Genomic DNA, 20839 nt, shown 5'->3' on the forward strand with positions numbered 1-20839 from the left:
TAAGGTATGTGGCGAGCAGAAGGGAGCAAGGTTATGTTTGGAAGTTTTACTAAAGATTTGGGAATTGACTTGGGTACAGCCAACACGCTTGTTTATGTGAAAGGTAAAGGAATTGTGGTCAGGGAACCATCCGTGGTTGCTCTGCGTACCGATACAAAAACGATTGAAGCCGTAGGCGAGCAAGCCAAAAAGATGATTGGCCGGACGCCGGGAAATATTCGCGCGGTCCGTCCCATGAAGGACGGCGTTATCGCCGATTTCGAAACGACGGCTACGATGATTAAATATTTTATTCGCAGCGCCCAAAAGCAAAAATCGCTGTTTCCAAAACATCCCAATGTAATGGTGTGTGTGCCTTCAGGTATTACGGCGGTGGAACAGAGAGCTGTTGAGGATGCCGCCAAACAAGCGGGAGCGCGCGAGGCCTATACGATTGAGGAGCCTTTTGCAGCTGCTATCGGAGCGGATTTGCCGGTTTGGGAGCCAACGGGCAGCATGGTAGTCGATATTGGCGGCGGCACGACTGAGGTAGCGGTCATTTCGCTTGGAGGCATCGTAACCAGCCGCTCGATTCGTGTGGCGGGCGATGAGATGGACGAAGCGATTATTCAATACATCAAGCGTCAATACAATTTGATGATTGGCGAAAGAACCTCTGAGCAGCTGAAGATGGAAATTGGTTCAGCGCTGCAGCTCGATCAGCCGGAAACGCTGGAAATTCGTGGACGCGACCTGGTTTCGGGCCTGCCGAAGACGCTTCCTATTACGTCGGATGAAATTACCGACGCGCTGACGGATACGATCAACGCGATTGTGGAAGCGGTCAAGGTGACTTTGGAGAAATGCCCGCCGGAGTTGTCGGCGGATATTATGGATCGTGGAATCGTCCTTACGGGCGGAGGAGCGCTGCTGCGCAACCTGGACAAGTTGCTGCAGCGGGAAACCGGCATGCCGGTTATCGTTGCCGACAATCCGCTGGATTGCGTCGCGATTGGCACCGGGCGTTCGCTCGATAACATTCATCTGTTCAAGCAGAGGGCTTCAGCGTCTCGTTCGAAGAGATAGAAGGGTTCACGAAGCGGAGAAAAGCAATTCCTGTCGGGGTAGGTGATCGGGCTGTTAAGTTTTTTTAGAAATAAAAGAGTTCTTATGCTGATGGTCGCATTTATCGTTTTTATTGCGATCATCGGCTTTTCCCTGAGCGACCGAAAGGAGCTTACTTGGCCGGAGAAGGTGCTCAGGGATACGACCGGCTATGTGCAGATGTGGTTTTACACGCCCGCTGGCTGGATAGCGGGTTTCTTTGGAGATATCGCCGATTTGCGGCATGTGTACGAGGAAAATGAACAGCTCAGAATGACGGCCGCGGCTTATGCGCGTGACAAAGTGACTTATAATTTTATCAAAAACGAAAACGAACGCTTGCAGCGGGAACTTAATTTTACCGAGCAGCAAAAACAAATAAATAACTACAGCTATCTGATTGCCCAAGTCGTTTCCGTAAGCAACGATGCTAACAACCGTTCGATGGTCATTAATCTGGGGGACAAAAACGGCGTTAAAAAAAATATGGCGGTTGTGAATGTGGATGGCTTGATTGGCATTGTAAGTTCCGTTACTCCGTTTACGGCCACCGTTACGCCGATCACGGAGTTAAATGAATCGTCGCCGAATTCCAATTCCATTGCCGCCACTATCGAAGGCCGCGAGAATGAATCGTTTGGCATACTTAGCACTTATAACAAAGAAACCGGAAGACTCAACATGACCCGCATTCCTGAAAACGACAAGCTTGAAATCGGAGATACCGTCATTACATCCGGCAGCGGGAACGTTTATCCGCGCGGGTTGCGCGTGGGAACGATTGAAAGCAAGCAGGTCGGGGAGTTTGCACTGACCTATACCGCAACCGTTAAGCCGTCCGCAAGCTTTGACCATTTGACCGAAGTGTTTGTTGTTGCTGTTCCTGAATTTGCGGATTCAGAGAGTGGAGTAGAGGAAGAATGAGCATCAATCGGATCATTCTTCTGATGCTGCTCCTGTTTGTCATTGAAGGATCGCTTGTCCCATGGCTCATACCGGAAGGGTTTGGCGGACGAATCATTCCCCATTTTGTATTTGTTGTGGTCATGTATTCCGCCCTGTATGTCAATCGGCATCAGGCGCTGCTTCTGGGTGCGGGTTTTGGCCTGCTGCAGGATGTCGTTTTTTATGGCCACCTAATCGGCGCTCATTTTTTCCTTATGGGATTATGCGGTTATTTAGCCGGGATTCTGATGGAGAAAAAGCGGGCAACCATCATGATGGCGCTTACGATTATCGGGTTTGCATGCCTGCTCTATGACACCGGCCTATTTTACATTTATACAGTATTCCGGATTACCAGCGCTTCTTACGCTTGGGCACTTATGAACCATATTTTGCCCAGCCTGTTTCTTCAGCTTGCTTTTGCCCTGGCTTTTTACGTGCCGTTACGACGCATGTTTGAGTCAAGAAGCCTCGCCGCGGAGAGCGATGAGGAATAAATTGGGTGACCGTGGCAGGAATTCGGCACGGCAAGCAAGAATTGAATAGGTTGGGGAGGGACAATAGTGACCGGAAAACAACATATTATGATTAAAGGCGTCAAGGAAGGTCTTCTGTTCCTTCTCGACGACAGTTGCCCGTTTGAAGATTTATTGGCTGAAATGCACCATAAGCTGGAAAAAACGCATCAACAGCTGCTTAGCGGACCGCTTGTACATGTTCATGTCAAGCTTGGGACAAGGCTTATTACAGACGAGCAAAAGGAAGAATTGACCGAAATTATCCGCTCTCAAGGCAATTTGATCGTTGGTTCCGTCACAAGCGATCAGCCCGAGGCTTCCGAGGATAACGGCCCTGGCGGGAGATTGAATACGATCACTTCCATCGTGCGCTCTGGCCAAACGCTGGAGAATGAAGGTAATTTATTGCTCATCGGCGATGTCAATCCCGGAGGTACGATATTATGCACGGGAGATATATACGTGCTTGGCGCGCTTAGAGGCATGGCTCATGCAGGTACAGGCGGACGTCAGGACGCCATCATCGCCGCATCGCTTATGAGACCGACGCAGCTTCGCATTGCAGATGTAGTGAGCCGGCCGCCGGAAGAGTGGCTGAGCAATGAATCGGCGATGGAATTCGCATATTTGGATCAAGGCCAGATGCAGGTCGACAAGCTGTCGCAGCTGGTGCGCATGAGGCAGGAGCCTATTTTGTTTAAGGGAGTGTAGGGCATGGGAGAAGCGATTGTAGTTACATCGGGCAAAGGCGGCGTAGGGAAAACCACAACCTCTGCTAATATCGGCACGGCGCTGGCGCTGCTCGGAAAAAAGGTTTGCCTGGTGGACACGGATATCGGCCTGCGCAACCTCGACGTAGTGATGGGATTGGAAAATCGGATTATTTATGATTTGGTCGATGTGGCTGAAGGCCGCTGCCGCCTTAATCAAGCGCTAGTGAAGGACAAGCGGTTCGATGAACTGTATATGCTGCCCGCAGCGCAGACGAAAGACAAAGACTCCGTGAAGCCGGAGCAGATTCGCGCCATGATTCTCGAGCTTAAGCAAGAGCATGATTATGTCATTATTGATTGCCCTGCCGGGATCGAGCATGGGTTTCGCAATGCGATAGCCGGCGCCGACCGGGCAATTGTCGTTACAACGCCGGAGAACGCAGCCGTTCGCGACGCCGATCGCGTCATCGGTTTGCTGGAAGGGCAAAAAATTCCCTCCAAGCTTGTCATCAACCGAATTCGTTCCACGATGATGAAAAACGGCGAAATGCTGGATATCGATGAAATCTGCCAGGTGCTGGCCATCGATCTGCTTGGTATTGTCCCGGATGACGAAAAGGTCATTTCCGCGTCTAATAGCGGCGAACCTACCGTGATGAATCCCGCATCGCGCGCGGCGATCGCTTACCGGAATATTGCAAGGCGCATTCTGGGAGACATGGTGCCGCTTATGGTGCTGGATGAAAAAGCGGGTGCGTTCAAACGGTTCCGCAAGTTTCTTGGAATAGGATGATTGCCAGGTGCTTAATAAAATAAAAAAGCTGGATTGGGGCATATTGGCCATATTGTTATGCCTGATGGGAGTCAGCATTGCAGTTGTTCATAGCGCCACCGCCAATATCGCAGGTTACGATAACAATGACATCAAACAGATCGCTTTTTATGGCCTTGGATTTTTCGTAGCGATTGTATCGGTATTTTTTGATTATCGGATTGTGCTCAAAAGCTGGTATGTTCTTTATGGTATTGGAATTGCGCTATTGATTTTGGTTTATTTGGTAGGAGCTGAAATCAACGGAGCAAAAGGCTGGTTTCGGCTTATGGATGGAGCCATTTCCATTCAGCCGGCGGAAATCGTTAAAATCATTTTGATTATCGGCATCGCTTATTTAATGGGGCGGCGGCAAGGCGACAGGCTGAATTTCTCCAACGATTTGCTGCCCATATTTGCATTTTCTTTTCTACCCTTCCTGCTCGTTATGATTCAGCCGGATTTGGGCAATGCCATCATTTATATTGTCATTGTTCTGGGTATGCTGTGGATCGGCAATGTCAAATATGTGCATGTGGCCATCGGTTTGGCGCTTGTTGTAGGCAGCATCTTGCTGTTTATGTTTCTGTTCAACACCTTTAACGAAGAAATAAAGGACTATCTGCAAGAGCAAAAGAAAATTCATTGGTACAACCGCATCAATACCTTCATCAATCCCGAACAAGCTTCATCAGATGCAAGGCATCAATCCCAATACGCGCAGATCGCAATCGGGTCAGGCGGATTAAGCGGTGAAGGATTTCTGCAAGGAAAGATGAAAAATGCCGGCTTTATCCCCTACGCCTATTCGGATTCCATTTTTGTTGTCGTAGGCGAAGAGTTTGGCTTTCAGGGAGCGGCGGTTTTGCTGCTGCTATATTTCCTTCTTATCTATCGAATGATCATGATTGCCTTCAAGTGTTACGACCGAAGGGCATCGTATATCATAATCGGCATCGTATCCATGTTTGTGTTCCAAATTTTTCAGAACATCGGCATGATGATCGGATTAATGCCCATTACCGGCATTACGCTTCCTTTTGTCAGTTACGGGGGCTCTTCACTGGTAATTAATATGTTGTCGATAGGACTAGTGTTCAGCATAAATGCGCATCAAGAGATCTATGAGTTGGCGGAATAGCTGTCGGTATGTTTAATTGAAAGCCGCCGGCTTGGCTGACATTTGAAAATAAGCATGGCTTGGGGAGGTGTCCAGGTTCATGCTTTTTTTTTTGGTTTGGGAAGGAATAAAGGCTGCCGCATACTTGTCCTCGCTCGCACATAGGATGGAGTAAGGAATGGACAAGTACGCGGGAGGGATACGAATGGGGTTAAAGGATGATATCAGGGAGCGCAGGCGCCAAAAAATACAATCGTTGCTGGATACCTTTGAGGAGAAACCCCGGCAACTTACGTCTGGACAAGATCGTAACGGCGGCCGCTCGTCGGGGCTGAAAACCGGCAAACCCGATACAGGATTGCCCTTGCCCAGAGATAACGAGCCGGATCCCGAAGTTGCCTGGAAGCAAAACCGTAACCCTTGGTCGTCCTGGGAGTCCAACGAGCATTTTGGAGTCCCAGCCTGGCGGGACGAGGAGAACGATAGGAACAATAGGGATGAAAGCTCCGGTTCCGGCGGGCGTTTCTGGTCCGGATTGAAATGGAAAACCGCCGTTGCCCTCCTGTTGTTTGGCGGCATTTGGGGCCTGTTCCAGCTGGAACAGGAATGGAGCCTGAAAGGGCAGGTCCTGATCAAAAGCGCGCTGACCGATGAATTTGATTTTGCGGCCGCAGCGGAATGGTATAAAACCGCTTTTTCCGGAGCTCCGTCATTTATCCCCCTGTTCCAAAAGGAATCCGCGCAAACGGCGAGTGCGGGAGAAGACGGGGGCGTTTTTGCATCGGCTCCTGTCAAAGACGCCTCGCTTCTGCGCACCTTTGCCGAATTGCTAAACGGCATACAGCTCGCGGCCCCTTCCGGAGCCGAGGTTTCCGCGGTGGACAAAGGTCGGGTTATTTTTGTGACCGACAAAGGCGATAACATTTTGATCCAGCATGCCGGGAACGTCATTACGGTTTATGGCGAGTTGAGCCAATCTTTCGTGACAGTCAATGACTGGGTGGAGGCGGGCGATATTATCGGAAAACTCCCGGAAGCCGGGTCAAGCGGAAGCAGCCCGCTCTATTTTGCCGTCAAGCGAAATGACCGATATATTGATCCCCTGGATGTGATTCCGCTTGATTAAATGGGGCGGCATACTCTGGTCCATCCACCCGCTGTTTGTAATGGTTATGCTGGCTTCTGCGCTTACCGGCTATTTTATGGAGCTGCTCGTCCTCTTTGTCATTGTGCTCGTGCATGAATTGGGGCATGTGGCGGCCGCTAAATGTTTTGGCTGGAGGGTCAAAGAGGTCAAGCTCCTGCCTTTTGGAGGCGTTGCCGAGGTGGAGGAAGCAGCGGGCGTATCTGCGAAGGAAGACGTGATTGTTGCGCTTGCCGGTCCGCTGCAAAACGGCTGGATGGCACTGGCAGCCTGGGGGCTGGGACAACTTGACCTATGGCATTCCGAGTGGGCGGCTTATGTCGTAGACGCCAATCTTATGATCGCGGTATTCAATTTGCTGCCGATTCATCCCCTTGACGGAGGCAAGCTTCTTCATGCTGCGCTGGGCAGCATTTGCCAATATTATAAAGCGCTGCTCTGGACGGCGCGGCTTGGCCTGCTTTGCAGTTGCCTGATGATTGCCGCGGCAGTTATTCCGTTTCTGCTGGAGGCAGGCGCTGTACAATTGAATTTGCTGGTGGTTGGCTTGTTTTTGTTTGCCAGCAACCGCGCATACAGCCGAAATGTCCCCTTCCTGTTCCTGCGTTTCCTGACGCATCGGGAACGGATGACGAGCCGGGCCATGGAAGCCGGCAAAAAGGCTACTCATCTTGTGGTAAACGGCAGCCAATCACTTTTGTCGGTTGCCAGGTTGTTCAAACGCGAGACATTTCATGTTGTTTATGTTTCGGAGCGGGACGGAAACAGCCTGAAGATGCTGCCGGAAAACGCTATTGTCAGAAGCTGCCTATCGGGTCTTGGCCCCCACCGTGCAGTCAGCGAGCTTTTGCTGTAAAATTAAATTATATAACCATGTCCCGTAATGAAAAGCGAACATTTTAAACAACCTCTTAAAATGAAGTTTAAAAAGTTCGGTTTTCAGTACCAAGAAGATGGCATGAAGCTAGAAGCTGAGTAGCGGAGCTTAGTGGGAGCTAAGTGAGCAACGGAAGATTCGGCTGAATGCCATATTCGACGCTGGCCATGACGTTAGTCATGTCCCGTAATGGAAAGCGAACTTTTTAAACAACCTCTAAAAAGGCGGTGAAGGGATGAAGCAACTATTGCTGCACGTGCAGGAAAACTCCCTGCAAACCGCGGTCGTGCAAAATGGCGTGCTGGTTCAGTATTATATGGAACGATCGGCTGGGAGCAGCCTGGTCGGGAATGTCTATTTGGGTAAAATCGTCAACGTTCTTCCCGGCATGGAAGCCGCGTTTGTGGATATCGGCCTCGGAAAAAACGCATTTTTGTATATCGATGATATGCTGCATCCCCACTCGGACAAGCAGCCTCGCCAGAAACCCGCGATTCAGGAAATCGCCAAGCCGGGACAGGTCGTTGCCGTTCAGATCGTCAAAGACCCTATCGGCGGCAAGGGAGCTCGCGTAACGACTCATTTCAACTTGCCAGGCCGGTATCTGGTTTATATGCCAGAGGCGGCATACGTCGGCGTTTCCAAAAAAATCGGAAGCGAGAGCGAACGCGAGCGGCTGCGTCTGATCGGAGAAGCGATCAGGAGTAATCAAGAGGGCATTATTATGCGCACAGCCGCAGAGGGCGAAAGCGAGGAAGCGCTGGCCGGCGACGCTGGCAAGCTGCGCCAGCTGTGGAATCATGTGTTGGAAAAAGCAGCTACCTGCAATGCGCCCTGCCAGTTGCATGTGGAAGCCGGGCTGATGCATCGGGTGATCCGGGATACGCTAGTGGCGGACATTCACGAACTCTGGATCGATCATGGGGGGAAGTTTAAGGAAGCGCAAAGATTGCTTGGCGAAATGGCGCCAGCGCATCGTGATCGGCTAAAGCTTTATTCGCCTCAAGAAGGCCAAGACCTGTTCCGTCATTTTGGGGTGGAGGAGCAGCTTGAGACTGCCTTCGCCCGGCGAATTCCTCTTGCAAGCGGCGGATATTTAATATGGGAGGAAACGGAAGCGCTGACGGTGATCGATGTCAACACCGGCAAATTTACGGGAAGCGACAGCCTGGAGGACACCGTGTACCGCACCAATTTGGAAGCGGCAGAACTGATTTCAAGGCTGCTTCGGATTCGGGACGTAGGCGGTATTGTCATCATCGATTTTATTGATATGGAGCGGGATGAAAGCCGCAACCGCATTTTGGCCAGAATGACGGAGGAAGCCAAGGAAGACGGGACCAAATGCAGCATCGTCGGCTGGACCAAGCTGGGTTTGATGGAGCTGACGCGCAAAAAAGCAAGGGAAGCTGCAGCCGTGCACAAAGGGGAATTATGTCCGTGCTGCGGCGGAAGCGGACGGCATAAGCTGGCGCAATTAGAGAAAAAGAGCTAAAGAAAACTGAATGCCAAAAAAGTAGTCTTGAACTATGGGCTTCAGTATGATAAGATATTCGAGTGTGTATTTCATATGTGCAGCTGAAATATACAGGTACCGCTCTGTCGGGGTATGAGAAGCGCATCGGCGAAAGCCTCTGCCACCTGCTTCAGGCGAGTCTTCGAAAATAAGGAGGTGCACCCAATATGTTCGCAATTATCGAAACTGGCGGCAAGCAATACAAAGTTCAGGAAGGCGATGTGCTTTACATCGAAAAACTGAATGGCGGCGAAGGCGAAAGCGTAACGTTCGACCGCGTTCTGGCCGTTTCCGGCAAGGATGGTTTGGTTACTGGCGCTCCAGTTGTATCTGGCGCAACCGTTACTGGCAAAGTCGAAAAACACGGTAAAGGCAAAAAAATCATCGTGTACAAATACAAAGCCAAAAAGAACTACCGTCGCAAGCAAGGCCATCGTCAGCCTTACACGAAAGTAACAATCGAAAAAATCCAGGCGTAAGCGGGATTTGGCATGATTGAAATTACGATTGTGCGCAATGCTGATGGGCGTATTTTGTCATTTGCGGTGGAAGGACATGCCCGGTACGCGAAACGCGGCAAGGACATTGTTTGCGCTGGTGTATCTACCGTATCCGTAGGCACGGTCAACGCAATTGAAACGTTAACGGGCGTCGTTCTGCCGGCAACGATGAGAAACGGCTGGCTCTCCAGTGACATTCCGCTCCATCCCGATAGGGAGAAAGAGGAACAGTTACAGCTGCTGCTGGAATCCATGGTTGTTATGTTTGAAACGATCGCCGAGTCATATGGGAAATTTGTTGCCGTGAAGGAGCAGAGCGTTTAGTTCTCCCGACATTGCAATCATTTCAGTAAGAAGGAGGGCTACATCATGTTGAAATTGGATCTCCAGTTATTCGCTTCCAAAAAAGGCGTAGGTTCCACAAAGAACGGACGCGACTCGCAATCCAAACGTCTTGGCGCTAAACGCGCTGACGGCCAGATTGTAACGGGCGGAAGCATCCTGTTCCGTCAACGCGGAACTAAGATTCATCCCGGCACTAACGTGGGCATCGGCAAAGACGACACGCTTTATGCTAAAGTGGACGGCGTTGTGAAGTTTGAGCGCTATGGACGCGATCGCAAAAGAGTGAGCGTATACCCTGCTCCGCAAGCTCCTGTTGCTGCGGCAGTTGAAGCTTAAATCATAATAAGTATTGTATCGGAAACCCCGGCCGGCATTGCTAGGCCGGGGTTGCTTCGTTCACATGCGATTTTGCTAATGACCTTGCCTGACGGTCGTGATATACTGGATAAGCTAGGAAATTACAAGAAGGTAGGTTCGTGGAATGGGACGCAATGGGCTGGCCAAATATGTAGCCGCGGCATCGATTGTCCTGCCAGGAGCGGCGTTGCTGCTTATGCCTGAGGAAATCTGGACGGCGGTCCTTTTTGTATGCTGGACGGCTGCAGCAGCTGTTTTCTGGATCACCACAAAGCAAAAGGAACATGAAGAACAGCTGTCCCGAACAATAAAGGCGATGCAAAGTGCTGGCATACGCACGTTGAATCATCACCGTCATGACTGGATGAACGACTTGCAGGTATTGTTTGGATACGCCCGACTGGGGAAGCTGGATAAGTGCATCAGCTTTATGGAGAATATAAGAGAGAGAATGGCGGTTGACAGCGCGATTGCCAAGCTAGGCGTTCCTTCGCTGGTCAGCTACATTCAATCTTTCCGAACCATTTCCAGCAATATGCTGCTGGAGCTCGATATTCAAAACGATCTGAACCTGTCCGGCATGAGGTTTGATCATGACAAAATTGCCGATACGCTGATTCACGCGATCAACACGTACAGGCTTGCTGCAAAACCGGGTACCGGAGAACTTGCGGTGCTTCGGGTGGCGTTAAGCAGGGATGATACGGCGCTGTATGCGGCATTTTATTATGAAGGCGAGCTTATTAATGAGCAGCAGTGGAGTCAAAAAATGATACAGCAGTTAAAGGGCGCGCCGCTTAAGGTGGTAGACTCCGGGCATAGCTCGAAAGTACTGCTGCGCGCGGACATCAGCGCTTGAACGGAGGCTATTCATGTTTGTCGATAAAGCAAAAATATTTGTAAAAGGCGGCGACGGCGGCGACGGGATTATCTCTTTCCGACGGGAGAAATACGTTGAAAACGGCGGGCCAGCCGGAGGTGACGGAGGTCACGGCGGCGATCTGATTTTCCAGGTCGACGAGGGTTTGCGTACGCTGATGGACTTCCGTTACCAGAAGCATTTTAAAGCAGAGCGCGGCGAGCGCGGCAAAGTAAAAGGCATGCACGGCGCAAGCGCCGATGATACTGTAGTTCGCATTCCGCCAGGCACGGTTATTATCGATGATGATACTGGCGAAACAATCGCAGATATGACCCGGCAAGGCCAACGGGTTGTTGTGGCCAAAGGCGGACGCGGCGGACGCGGCAACATCCGTTTTGCTACGCCAACCAATCCGGCTCCATACATATCGGAGAATGGCGAAGAGGGTCAGGAACGCTGGATCGTGCTTGAACTTAAAGTTATGGCGGATATTGGCCTCGTTGGTTTCCCAAGCGTAGGCAAATCCACGATGTTGTCCATTGTATCGGGAGCCAAGCCAAAGATCGGAGCATATCATTTCACAACCATTACGCCTAATCTTGGCGTCGTTGACGTTGGCGACAGCCGGAGCTTCGTAATGGCGGATTTGCCGGGACTGATTGAAGGCGCGCATGAAGGCGTCGGGTTAGGCCATGAATTTTTGCGCCATGTCGAGAGAACTCGCGTGATCATCCATGTTGTAGACATGGCGGCTTCCGAGGGACGCGATCCTTTTGATGATTGGCTAAAAATCAATGCGGAGCTGGCGCTTTACAATGCCAATCTGGCGGACCGCCCGCAGATTATTGCCGCCAACAAAATGGACATGCCGGAGGCGGAGGAGCAACTGGTTCTGTTCAAGGAACGTCTGGCGGAGCTTCAGGACGGCAAAAATCATGAGATTGTTCCGGTGTCTTCCTTGACGAAACAAGGCATTCAGGAGCTGCTGTACAAAGCCGCCGACCTGCTGGATACCGTTGAACAGCAAGTGGTTGAAGTTGAACCGGCGGAACAGGCTGAACGCAAGGTTTATACGATGAACAAACAAGAGAACATCTCCTTTACGATTCGCCGCGAAGATGAAGTATATGTCGTGGAGAGCGAAGGCATCGATCGTATGATGAAACGGATGAATCTGAATTCGTATGACGCTGTTATGCGTTTTGCCCGCACGATGCGCAAGCTGGGCGTAGACGAAGCCTTGCGTAAAAAAGGCGCAAAAGACGGCGATATGGTCCGCGTCAACGACTTTGCGTTTGAGTTTTTTGAAGGCAGTGACTACAATCCGTACGACTAAATCACATATAAAAAGGGGCGTCCTCATTCATGGGAATGAGAGGACGCCCCTTTAATTTTATTCCCGAATGGAGTTTTCTTTTTGCTCTATTTTGCAATTGCCTATTGCCTGAGCTTCCCCGATTGTTTATAATGTCCACTATGGATGTACAATTGTCTTTCTGAGGAGGACGAAAATGGCGGAGCGCTATTATGTCGTTCGGGAGGACCTTCTGCCGGAAGCCATCGTCAAAACGATGCAGGTTAAAGACATGCTGGGCAGCGGGGCCGCGCCTACTGTACACGAGGCGGCGGAGCGGGCAGGCATAAGCCGCAGCGCCTTCTACAAATACAAGGATGGCGTGTTTGCGCTCCAGGATGTGTCGCGCGAGCGGATTGTCACCATATCGATGGATCTGGAGCATCGGTCGGGCGTTTTGTCCAGCGTGCTTGGTTTGTTGGCTGGCCGTGAGGGCAATGTGCTGACGATGAACCAAAGCATTCCGCTGCAGGGATACGCCAACGTCGTTTTGTCGGTTGACATTGCCGGACTGGCGGGAGACCTAACATCGTTGATGGAGCTGCTCAGAAAGCAGCAGGGCGTGCGCAAAGCCGCCGTTATCGGGCAAGGGTAATGAAATGAACATATAGAAATAAACTAAACGATTGCCGTTGAATTGGAGGCCTGTATGAAGCCGATAAAAGTAGGATTGCTTGGTTTGGGAACAGTTGGAACCGGCGTTGTCCGCATTGTGGAGGGACATCAGGAGGATCTGCAAAATCAGGTTGGTTCCCCCATAGTGATCGAAAAAGTGCTCGTGCAAAATAAAACCAAATCCCGCGCGGTTTCTGTGCCGCAAGACAAGCTGACGGAGGATCCTTGGGATATTATACGAAACCCTGAAATCGATGTAGTTGTTGAAGTGATGGGGGGCATCGGCAATACGCGTGAATATATATTGGAAGCATTGTCGCTGGGCAAACATGTCGTAACAGCCAACAAAGATCTGATGGCCCTGCATGGGCCGGAGATTTTGGCCAAGGCCCAGGAGAACGGCTGCGATGTGCTGTATGAAGCAAGCGTGGCGGGCGGCATTCCGATTTTGCGTACATTGGTGGAAGGATTTTCATCAGATCGCATTACAAAAATTATGGGAATCGTTAACGGCACAACCAACTACATTTTGACCAAAATGAGTCAGGAAGGCGCATCCTACGGGGATGTGCTGAAGGAAGCGCAGGCTTTGGGCTATGCGGAATCTGATCCCACCTCCGATGTGGAGGGACTGGACGCAGCCAGAAAAATGACGATATTGGCTACGCTGGGTTTCCGTACCCATGTATCGCTGGACACGGTTTCGACTCAAGGCATTTCATCTGTCTCCAAAGAGGACATCCTTTACGCCAAGCGGCTTGGCTACGAGCTTAAATTGCTAGGTATCGCGGAGCGCCAGGACGATCTGATCAGCATCAGCGTCCAGCCTACCATGGTGAAGTCCAGTCATCCTATCGCTTCCGTCAACGGAGTGTTTAACGCAGTCTATGTTTACGGCGAAGCGGTGGGCGAAACGATGTTTTACGGTGCTGGAGCGGGCGAGCTGCCGACCGCTACGTCTATCGTCGCGGATCTGGTCGCCGTCGTCAAAAACGTAAAGCTGGGTGTAGGCGGCAAAAAAAATGCGCTGGCTTACAATGAAACCAGGCAAAAAACGGACGAGCAAATCTCGTCGAAATATTTCCTGCTTCTGCACGTGGCGGATCGAGCCGGCGTCTTGGCGCAAATCACGCAGGTTTTTGCGGATTTCGAAGTGAGCCTGCAATCCGTGCTGCAGCAGCCAAACCCAAATAACCCGGAAGCTGAAATCATTATTATTACTCATGACGCCAATAAAGCCGCTGTCGCGAAAGTGCTGGAGACGTTCCGGAAGCTGGATGTCGTACACACGGTGAAAAGCGTGTACCGGGTGGAAGGATAGGTTTATGGATAACGTAGGAGAAATGGACAAAAGCTTAGAAGAAATCGCCTCCCGCCGCAGGGTTACGGTCAAGGTGCCGGCGAGCACCGCCAATCTGGGTCCGGGCTTCGATACTCTTGGCATGGCGCTGTCGCTGTTTGCTTGGGTGGAGATGTCGGTTCCCGCAAGCGGGGAGACTACTTTCGACCTGCATGGAGAAGGCATGGAGACGCTGCCCCGGGACAAAAGCAATCTCCTGTACAAGGTAGCCCAGCTTGTATTCAAGGAGGCGGGAGCCGAGCTGCCGGAGCTGCATATCGCCATGTATAGCGATATTCCGCTGACGCGGGGACTCGGCAGCAGCGCATCCGCCATTGTTGGCGCGCTTGTTGCCGCCAATGCGCTGATCGGCGAGCCGCTGAGCGTGCAGGCGCTGTTCCAGCTCGCAACGGAGCTGGAGGGGCATCCCGACAACGTAGGAGCTTCGCTGTTTGGAGGCATTGTGGTATCCGCGTGGGAGCAGGGCGAGCAGGCGCAGCATGTAAAGCTGCAGCCTCCGCCGCAGCTGGAGACGCTGGTCGCCATTCCGGCGTTCCAGCTCTCCACGGAGAAGGCGCGGCATGCGCTGCCGGCCGCCGTGGATCGGGCCGACGCCGTCTACAACGTCGGCCGCAGCTCGCTGCTTGTCGCCGCGCTTGCCAGCGGCGAGCTTGAACTGCTTCGTCATGCGCTTGGCGACCGGCTGCACCAGCCTTACCGTGCGCCGCTGATTCCGGGCATGACGGAAATATTGGCGCGCGCCGGCGAGTTTGGCGCGCTGGGAGCTGCGCTCAGCGGGGCCGGGCCCACGCTGATAGCGTTTGTGGACGCCGCCAGCAGCGACAAGGCGGCGCTGGAGTCCTTTCTGCAGGAGACGCTGCAGAAAGAGGGGATTGCGGCGCAGACGCTGTGGCTGGCGCCGTATAGCGATGGTCCGCAGGTAAACGTTGCGGAGTTGGGCGAAGCTGCCGGCGGATTTTCTGGCGGCAGTGAAAACGGCAGTGTGGAATTGCCGTTTTTGGACAGAATCAAAGGAGAGCGGAAATCATGAAAACAATATCTCTGCTGCCCGCGGGTTCCGTATCCGATGAAGCGGCAAAGCAGCTTTTTGGCAGCGAAGAGGTGAACTGGAGACATCATCGGCTTATCGCCGATGTTTTTCAGTCCACGGCAACCGGGGTCAGCGAGTACAGCGTTATCCCGATCGAAAATACGATTGAAGGCTCCGTCAGTCTTCATATGGACTGGCTTGTTCATGAAGTTGATCTGCCGATGCAGGCGGAGTGGGTTTATCCCTCTATCCAAAATTTGATCGGCCGCCGTTCCGAGCTGGTAAACGGCGCCGGAGAGCTCGATTTTTCACGCATCCGCAAGGTGATCAGCCATCCTGTAGCGATGGCGCAATGCCTGCAGTTTCTGCGCCGCTTTATGCCGCAGGCCGAGACAGAGCATGTCAGCAGCACGGCTGAGGCGGTAAAAATCGTAAAGGAAAATCCGGGCGAAGGCATCGTGGCGATCGGTACCCGCATCGCGGCTCAGATTAACGGACTTGATTTGCTGGAGGAGAAGGTAACGGATCACGATAATAACTATACCCGTTTTGTTTTGGTGGGGCATGAGCCTTACACGGCAAGGCAGTCCGGCCGGATCAAAACCAGCATTCTGATTACGCTGCCCGAGGATTATCCAGGTGCGCTTCATCAGGTGTTGTCGGCTTTTGCTTGGCGGAAGATCAACTTGTCGCGGATTGAATCGCGTCCCACCAAGAAAAAACTGGGCAATTACTATTTTTACATCGAGATCGAAATGTCGCTGGATACGGTGCTATTGCCTTCCGCTCTGCAGGAGGTTGAGGCGATTGGGTGTCAGGTGCGCATATTGGGCTGTTACCCGTCCTTTTCCTACGAGCAGCTGCTGTAGCGTCTTGTCCGGGAATTAGAGGGTGCCGTATACATGGCGACTTTTTTGCTGTAAAGTATATAAGTATGGTATTAATCGGCATGACATTTTGTGGAGGTGTAAGGTTAGGTTATGGCACAGCAATGGATTTATCTGAATGGTGAATATGTGACAAAAGAGGATGCCAAGGTTTCCGTTTACGACCACGGTTTCCTGTACGGCGACGGCATTTTTGAAGGGATTCGGATTTACGGGGGCAACATTTTTAAATGCAAGGAGCATTTGGACAGGCTGTACGACTCGGCCAAATCCATCATGCTGGATATTCCGCTGACGCAGGATGAAATGCAGGACGCCTTGGTGGAAACCATTTCCCGCAACGAGCTGCGCGACGGCTACATTCGCCTGATCGTATCGCGCGGTCCCGGCAACCTTGGCCTTGATCCCAAACGCTGCCCTTCGGCTTGGGTCATTATTATTGTAGAGCAGCTGGCGATTTATTCCGAAGAAGCCTACAAAAATGGTTTGGTTTCGGTATCCGTATCGCAACGCCGCAACATTCCTGATGCGTTGAACCCGAAGATCAAATCGCTCAACTATTTGAACAACATTTTGGTTAAAATTCAGGCCAACCTGGCGGGTGTAGGCGAAGCAATAATGCTGAATTCGCAAGGTTATGTGGCGGAAGGCTCCAGCGACAACATTTTTATCATCAAAAAAGGGGTCGTCTATACGCCTCCTTGCTACGTTGGCGCATTGGAAGGCATTACGCGCGCGGCCATTATGGAGCTTTGCGCCAAGCTCGGCTACACTTTGAAGGAAGAGCCCTTTACGCTGCATGATGTTTATGTGGCGGACGAAGTTTTCTTCACGGGAACGGCAGCCGAGGTTATCGCGGTTCGCGAAGTGGACGGCCGCAAGATCGGTTCCGGCCAGGCAGGCCCGATTACCACTCATTTGCTGGAGGAATTCCGCAGCATTGTTACGGTAGACGGCGTTCAAGTTTACAGCTAAACCAAACCCTCGGGTTTATGATGAAGGTCCCTGTGGCGCAGATGCAATCTGCCTGCAGGGACTTTTTTTGCCGTTTGTCCCTTGAAGAGATATAAATCCGTTGTTTTTTTCTGTCAAAGTGGAGACACCTGCCCATGTTCTGCATAGGATGTAGAGATTGATAGCGGGCATTCGCACAATCCCGTTATAGAGGTTGTTCAAAAAGTCCACTTCCCATTACGAGTCATGCAGACTTTTTGAACACGCACTCTTACAGAACGTGACAGGAGGTTATTGGGCAGTGAAAATCCATATTGTGAAACAGGGAGATACGTTATACGGCCTGGCCCAAAAATATAACGTAACTCAGGATCAGATTCTGCAGTTGAATCCCGGCATCACCAATCCGGATGTGCTGCATATCGGCATGAAGATCAAAATACCGACCAGCCATGCCGGCGGGGGTATTCATTCCTCTGACATTATGCATCAGCATGTCGTCAAGCAAGGGGATACTCTGTGGAAGCTTTCCAAAGCGTGGGGCGTACCGCTCGCCACAATGGTTCATGCCAATCCCCAATTGAAAAACCCAAATGTGCTGCTCACCGGGGAAATCGTAAATATTCCAAAGGCTGACGCAACCATTATGCCTCATCAAAGTCACACAGCCAGCACCAATCACGGCGGCAACTTTATGCAAAACGTCCAAGGAGTTGTAGGCAAGCTGTCAACGGCTCCGGTTATCGGGAAAACGTTAAGCGGCCTTGCCACGGGGAAAAAGAATACGGCGCCTATCACGGAGAAAACGAATACGGGACCAATCGTTAGCCCGGTTCCCGCAGCTCCAGAGCCCCCGCCTGCCGCCAAAAAAGAGCCGGAGAAAAAAGTAGAGCCGTTGGCGAGCAAAACGGAGCCGCTGGCAACAGGCAAGGTAGAGCCTTTGGCGAATAAAACAGCGCCGCTGGCAACAGGCAAGGTAGAGCCTTTGGCGAACAAAACAGCGCCGCTGGCAACAGGCAAGGTAGAGCCGTTGGCGAGCAAAATAGAGCCGTTGGCGACAGGCAAGGTAGAGCCATTGGCAAGCAAAGTCCAGCCACAGGCGACGGGCAAGGTAGAGCCATTGGCAAGCAAAGCCCAGCCGTTGGCGACGGGCAAGGTAGAACCATTGGCAAGCAAAGTCCAGCCTCTGTCCACGGGCAAAACATTGCCAAATGCCAACGTCTCTCCATTGTCGTCCAACATGGCGCCGCTGAGCAACGGCAACGTCTCTCCATTGTCGTCCAACATGGCGCCGCTGAGCAACAGCAACGTCTCTCCATTGTCGTCCAACGTGTCGCCGCTGAGCAACAGCAACGTCTCTCCATTGTCGTCCAACATGGCGCCGCTGAGCAACGGCAACGTCTCGCCGTTGTCGTCCAACGTGTCGCCGCTGAGCAACAGCAACGTCTCGCCGTTGTCGTCCAACATGGCGCCGCTGAGCAATAGCAAAATATCGCCTCAGTCTTCGAAAATGGCACCGCTGAGCAACGGCAACGTCTCGCCATATGGGTCCAACGTAGGCCCGCTGAGCAACGGCAACGTCTCGCCATATGGGTCCAACGTAGGCCCGCTGAGCAACGCCAACGTCTCGCCATATGCGTCCAACGTAGGCCCGCTGAGCAACGGCAACGTCTCGCCATATGCATCGAACGTAGGCCCGCTGAGCAACGCCAACGTCTCGCCATATGGGTCCAACGTAGGCCCGCTGGGCAATGCCAACGTCTCGCCATATGGGTCCAACGTAGGCCCGCTGAGCAACGCCAACGTCTCGCCGCTGTCAACAGCACCGGCTTCCAAAAAAGCTCTGCCTATTGAGAAGCCGGTAGAAAACAAAATAAACGCAATGAATTCCGAATATATCCAGAGCATGGATTTGTTCCAGCAATATGCGACTCCGGCAGTCGAAGCTACGTTGGAACCCGATTACCCGGTATTCGACGGAGCCAATGCCGCCAACAGCAATATCTCGCCATCCGCTTACGGGATGCAGGCAGAAACCGTTCCTGCCGGCAAAAGCAAATGGGGTAATACCCAAGCTCAGAATGTAAGTCCAAATACCGGCGGGGAATGGGCGCCATATGCTTCAACGGAACCGATTTATCCTTATGATTGCCCTCCCGGAATGTATCCTCATTATCCGGTTTCGCCTTATAGTCCTTATGGCATGGGCCCGATGTGGGGATATGGAAATTCTCCTTACGAAGGTTTGGGTGAAAATGCCAATGTATCTCCTTCTTCCGTCGGACCAAACGCCAATGTATCACCGGCGTCCCTTGCGCCAAATGCGGGTGTCGTCTCGCCGATGGCTTATTCCGAAAATGCGGGTGCCATTACGCCTTACAGCGTAATGCCCAATCATCCCGGAGTTGCTGCTTTGTCCGCGCAATATCCACCGCCCGGCTATGCTGGTTTTCCCGGCGGATATCCCGCTGGATATGCGCCGGCAGCACATCTCCCGATGTGGCCTGGACACGCGGGACAGCTAGCGCCAGTCTATGGTGCGCCAGGAGGTTGCGGTTGCGGCGGTGGCAGGGAAGATCATATCAATGCCAATACGATGTCTACCTACACAACTCCTAATTATCTGACTCCTGATTACCCAACACCCGATTCAACTCCCAAAACAGGAGCGGCAAAGTCTAAAAAGAAGGCGAAAAAAGCAGTCATTCGCACGGTTGTTTCCAAGCCAAAACCTAAAACAACCAGGGGCAGCCGCCCTTGGCTGAATCGTTAAGACACCGCCCGGCATCCAATTCAGGATGCCGGTTTTTTCGTACAAGAATCATTTTAACAATAACAGCTCGTATGGTTTTAACGTCTTATTCGCAAACGCTGCAACAACCCCGAATGGCACTGACTGCTTCCTTAAAAAATGTTAATTTCCTACAACAATTTTGTAAATATTGCCGTCTATATCAAGGAAGGCGAAGCGCTAAGTTCACATTTTAAATTGAAGGCAACTGGCTAAAAGGAGTTGGTTGGAATGAAAAAAGCAGCGTCTGTATTCATTGTATTAATTATATCGACGGGATGCGGTACCATTGTTTCAGATCAAGGCTTGTCCCAATTACCTAACAATAATGACAGTCAAGCGGAACAGTCCGCCGTGTCGACAACAATGCCTGATTTGAATCCGATTCAATTGGCGTATGATGAATCTCTGATTTTCTCGCCAGCAACGCCCATCACTCCTGTTGAACCTTCCATGCAACTAGAAAATCAATCGGCAGACGGAGCTGAAATTATTGTTTTTGGAAAACACGAGGAGACCATATATGCCGCTCTCCAAACTAAAGAGGCAACTTATGAAATTGGACAGATGGGGTATGGAGAAGCTAGCGGTTACTCCGTAAGCACGGTTGACGCATTGGGAGAAACCTTTATTAAAGTTGCAGGCGCGGTCGGAGCAAATGCCCCCATTTCGTATTATGTATCGCATGTTTCTAATCCGCCAACCCTGTTGCATATCGAAGCTAACACTGTAGAAGCAGATGTAGATCAAGACGGGATCAAGGAAATCGTGGCTACGGTAGGTTCGGCAGCGGAAACAACCATCTACAAAATGGAGAACCATATTCTGGTTAGTGTGAACCTGAATGAAATCATGGACGCCAGTGTAGTTGTCTACGACGCTAATGCCAACGCCTTTCAGGCAGACGTTGTAAAAGGCAGGCTTTCGGATTGGGCGATCAAGGATAATCAGCTTAAATTCCAGCCTTAAAGCGGAAACGAAACAACAGGAAAGTTGTTGTTATGCAGTTTTTGGATTACGGCAGCTTCTCTATTAGGCAGACAAAGCCAAAAGCTGG

Annotated in this window: 21 protein-coding genes; all 21 read left to right on the plus strand. The window is 51.5% G+C overall.

Annotated elements, in window-relative coordinates; translation table 11 throughout:
* Positions 1–33: 33 nt before the first annotated feature.
* The 21 genes from ACX93W_RS00205 to ACX93W_RS00305 all read left to right on the plus strand — a co-directional run bounded on the left by ACX93W_RS00205 (position 34) and on the right by ACX93W_RS00305 (position 20751).
* Positions 34–1065, plus strand: coding sequence for a rod shape-determining protein (locus ACX93W_RS00205; protein ID WP_459390313.1), 1032 nt, complete (start codon positions 34–36; stop codon positions 1063–1065).
* A gap of 84 nt (positions 1066–1149) precedes the next feature.
* Entirely contained in the window at positions 1150–2007 is an 858-nt protein-coding gene (gene mreC, locus ACX93W_RS00210) for a rod shape-determining protein MreC (protein ID WP_459390314.1), read from the plus strand.
* Positions 2004–2525: a rod shape-determining protein MreD gene (mreD, locus tag ACX93W_RS00215; protein WP_459390315.1), complete on the plus strand. Its 522-nt coding sequence runs from the start codon at positions 2004–2006 to the stop codon at positions 2523–2525. Before mreC ends, mreD begins: the two co-directional genes overlap by 4 nt.
* A gap of 63 nt (positions 2526–2588) precedes the next feature.
* A complete protein-coding gene (gene minC, locus ACX93W_RS00220) occupies positions 2589–3257 on the plus strand; it encodes a septum site-determining protein MinC (protein ID WP_459391968.1) in 669 nt (222 codons plus the stop codon).
* A gap of 3 nt (positions 3258–3260) precedes the next feature.
* Entirely contained in the window at positions 3261–4052 is a 792-nt protein-coding gene (minD, locus tag ACX93W_RS00225) for a septum site-determining protein MinD (protein WP_459390316.1), read from the plus strand.
* Positions 4053–4059: 7 nt separating this feature from the next.
* A complete protein-coding gene (locus ACX93W_RS00230; protein WP_459390317.1) occupies positions 4060–5211 on the plus strand; it encodes an FtsW/RodA/SpoVE family cell cycle protein in 1152 nt (383 codons plus the stop codon).
* 184 nt (positions 5212–5395) lie between these two features.
* The gene (locus ACX93W_RS00235) at positions 5396–6316 is read left to right on the plus strand and encodes a peptidoglycan DD-metalloendopeptidase family protein (protein ID WP_459390318.1); all 921 of its coding nucleotides are present in this window, start codon (positions 5396–5398) and stop codon (positions 6314–6316) included.
* Positions 6309–7190 carry a M50 family metallopeptidase gene (locus tag ACX93W_RS00240; protein WP_459390319.1) on the plus strand — a complete coding sequence of 294 codons (882 nt, stop codon included), beginning with the start codon at positions 6309–6311 and terminating at the stop codon, positions 7188–7190. The genes ACX93W_RS00235 and ACX93W_RS00240 overlap by 8 nt, the downstream gene beginning before the upstream one ends.
* Positions 7191–7446: 256 nt before the next feature.
* The gene (locus tag ACX93W_RS00245) at positions 7447–8706 is read left to right on the plus strand and encodes an Rne/Rng family ribonuclease (RefSeq protein WP_459390320.1); all 1260 of its coding nucleotides are present in this window, start codon (positions 7447–7449) and stop codon (positions 8704–8706) included.
* Between the two features lie 188 nt (positions 8707–8894).
* Positions 8895–9206 carry a 50S ribosomal protein L21 gene (rplU, locus tag ACX93W_RS00250; protein WP_459390321.1) on the plus strand — a complete coding sequence of 104 codons (312 nt, stop codon included), beginning with the start codon at positions 8895–8897 and terminating at the stop codon, positions 9204–9206.
* Positions 9207–9218: 12 nt separating this feature from the next.
* A complete protein-coding gene (locus tag ACX93W_RS00255; RefSeq protein ID WP_459390322.1) occupies positions 9219–9551 on the plus strand; it encodes a ribosomal-processing cysteine protease Prp in 333 nt (110 codons plus the stop codon).
* A gap of 45 nt (positions 9552–9596) precedes the next feature.
* Complete coding sequence (gene rpmA, locus ACX93W_RS00260) at positions 9597–9908, plus strand: 50S ribosomal protein L27 (protein ID WP_459390323.1); 312 nt, start codon at positions 9597–9599, stop codon at positions 9906–9908.
* 145 nt (positions 9909–10053) lie between these two features.
* A complete protein-coding gene (locus tag ACX93W_RS00265) occupies positions 10054–10788 on the plus strand; it encodes a Spo0B domain-containing protein (protein WP_459390324.1) in 735 nt (244 codons plus the stop codon).
* A gap of 13 nt (positions 10789–10801) precedes the next feature.
* The gene (obgE, locus tag ACX93W_RS00270) at positions 10802–12127 is read left to right on the plus strand and encodes a GTPase ObgE (protein ID WP_459390325.1); all 1326 of its coding nucleotides are present in this window, start codon (positions 10802–10804) and stop codon (positions 12125–12127) included.
* A gap of 175 nt (positions 12128–12302) precedes the next feature.
* On the plus strand, positions 12303–12740 hold the full coding sequence (locus ACX93W_RS00275; RefSeq protein ID WP_459390326.1) for an ACT domain-containing protein: 438 nt from the start codon (positions 12303–12305) through the stop codon (positions 12738–12740).
* Between the two features lie 54 nt (positions 12741–12794).
* Positions 12795–14081 carry a homoserine dehydrogenase gene (locus ACX93W_RS00280; RefSeq protein WP_459390327.1) on the plus strand — a complete coding sequence of 429 codons (1287 nt, stop codon included), beginning with the start codon at positions 12795–12797 and terminating at the stop codon, positions 14079–14081.
* A gap of 43 nt (positions 14082–14124) precedes the next feature.
* Positions 14125–15150 carry a homoserine kinase gene (gene thrB / locus ACX93W_RS00285; protein WP_459391969.1) on the plus strand — a complete coding sequence of 342 codons (1026 nt, stop codon included), beginning with the start codon at positions 14125–14127 and terminating at the stop codon, positions 15148–15150.
* Positions 15147–16019 carry a prephenate dehydratase gene (gene pheA / locus ACX93W_RS00290; RefSeq protein ID WP_459390328.1) on the plus strand — a complete coding sequence of 291 codons (873 nt, stop codon included), beginning with the start codon at positions 15147–15149 and terminating at the stop codon, positions 16017–16019. The genes thrB and pheA overlap by 4 nt, the downstream gene beginning before the upstream one ends.
* 111 nt (positions 16020–16130) lie before the next feature.
* Positions 16131–17012 carry a branched-chain-amino-acid transaminase gene (gene ilvE / locus ACX93W_RS00295; RefSeq protein ID WP_459390329.1) on the plus strand — a complete coding sequence of 294 codons (882 nt, stop codon included), beginning with the start codon at positions 16131–16133 and terminating at the stop codon, positions 17010–17012.
* A gap of 280 nt (positions 17013–17292) precedes the next feature.
* The gene (locus tag ACX93W_RS00300) at positions 17293–19764 is read left to right on the plus strand and encodes a LysM peptidoglycan-binding domain-containing protein (RefSeq protein ID WP_459390330.1); all 2472 of its coding nucleotides are present in this window, start codon (positions 17293–17295) and stop codon (positions 19762–19764) included.
* A 249-nt stretch (positions 19765–20013) separates the two neighbouring features.
* The gene (locus ACX93W_RS00305) at positions 20014–20751 is read left to right on the plus strand and encodes a hypothetical protein (protein WP_459390331.1); all 738 of its coding nucleotides are present in this window, start codon (positions 20014–20016) and stop codon (positions 20749–20751) included.
* Positions 20752–20839 lie beyond the last annotated feature (88 nt).

The organism is Paenibacillus sp. CAU 1782 (assembly GCF_054551715.1).

Excerpts from the sequence above, each read along its gene's own strand:
- ACX93W_RS00205 (WP_459390313.1), top strand. The coding sequence starts at position 34 with ATGTTTGGAAGTTTTACTAAAGATTTGGGAATTGACTTGGGTACAGCC.
- mreC (WP_459390314.1), top strand. The coding sequence starts at position 1,150 with ATGCTGATGGTCGCATTTATCGTTTTTATTGCGATCATCGGCTTTTCC.
- mreD (WP_459390315.1), top strand. The coding sequence starts at position 2,004 with ATGAGCATCAATCGGATCATTCTTCTGATGCTGCTCCTGTTTGTCATT.
- minD (WP_459390316.1), top strand. The coding sequence starts at position 3,261 with ATGGGAGAAGCGATTGTAGTTACATCGGGCAAAGGCGGCGTAGGGAAA.
- ACX93W_RS00235 (WP_459390318.1), top strand. The coding sequence starts at position 5,396 with ATGGGGTTAAAGGATGATATCAGGGAGCGCAGGCGCCAAAAAATACAA.
- ACX93W_RS00245 (WP_459390320.1), top strand. The coding sequence starts at position 7,447 with ATGAAGCAACTATTGCTGCACGTGCAGGAAAACTCCCTGCAAACCGCG.
- rplU (WP_459390321.1), top strand. The coding sequence starts at position 8,895 with ATGTTCGCAATTATCGAAACTGGCGGCAAGCAATACAAAGTTCAGGAA.
- ACX93W_RS00255 (WP_459390322.1), top strand. The coding sequence starts at position 9,219 with ATGATTGAAATTACGATTGTGCGCAATGCTGATGGGCGTATTTTGTCA.
- rpmA (WP_459390323.1), top strand. The coding sequence starts at position 9,597 with ATGTTGAAATTGGATCTCCAGTTATTCGCTTCCAAAAAAGGCGTAGGT.
- ACX93W_RS00265 (WP_459390324.1), top strand. The coding sequence starts at position 10,054 with ATGGGACGCAATGGGCTGGCCAAATATGTAGCCGCGGCATCGATTGTC.
- obgE (WP_459390325.1), top strand. The coding sequence starts at position 10,802 with ATGTTTGTCGATAAAGCAAAAATATTTGTAAAAGGCGGCGACGGCGGC.
- ACX93W_RS00275 (WP_459390326.1), top strand. The coding sequence starts at position 12,303 with ATGGCGGAGCGCTATTATGTCGTTCGGGAGGACCTTCTGCCGGAAGCC.
- ACX93W_RS00280 (WP_459390327.1), top strand. The coding sequence starts at position 12,795 with ATGAAGCCGATAAAAGTAGGATTGCTTGGTTTGGGAACAGTTGGAACC.
- pheA (WP_459390328.1), top strand. The coding sequence starts at position 15,147 with ATGAAAACAATATCTCTGCTGCCCGCGGGTTCCGTATCCGATGAAGCG.
- ilvE (WP_459390329.1), top strand. The coding sequence starts at position 16,131 with ATGGCACAGCAATGGATTTATCTGAATGGTGAATATGTGACAAAAGAG.
- ACX93W_RS00305 (WP_459390331.1), top strand. The coding sequence starts at position 20,014 with ATGAAAAAAGCAGCGTCTGTATTCATTGTATTAATTATATCGACGGGA.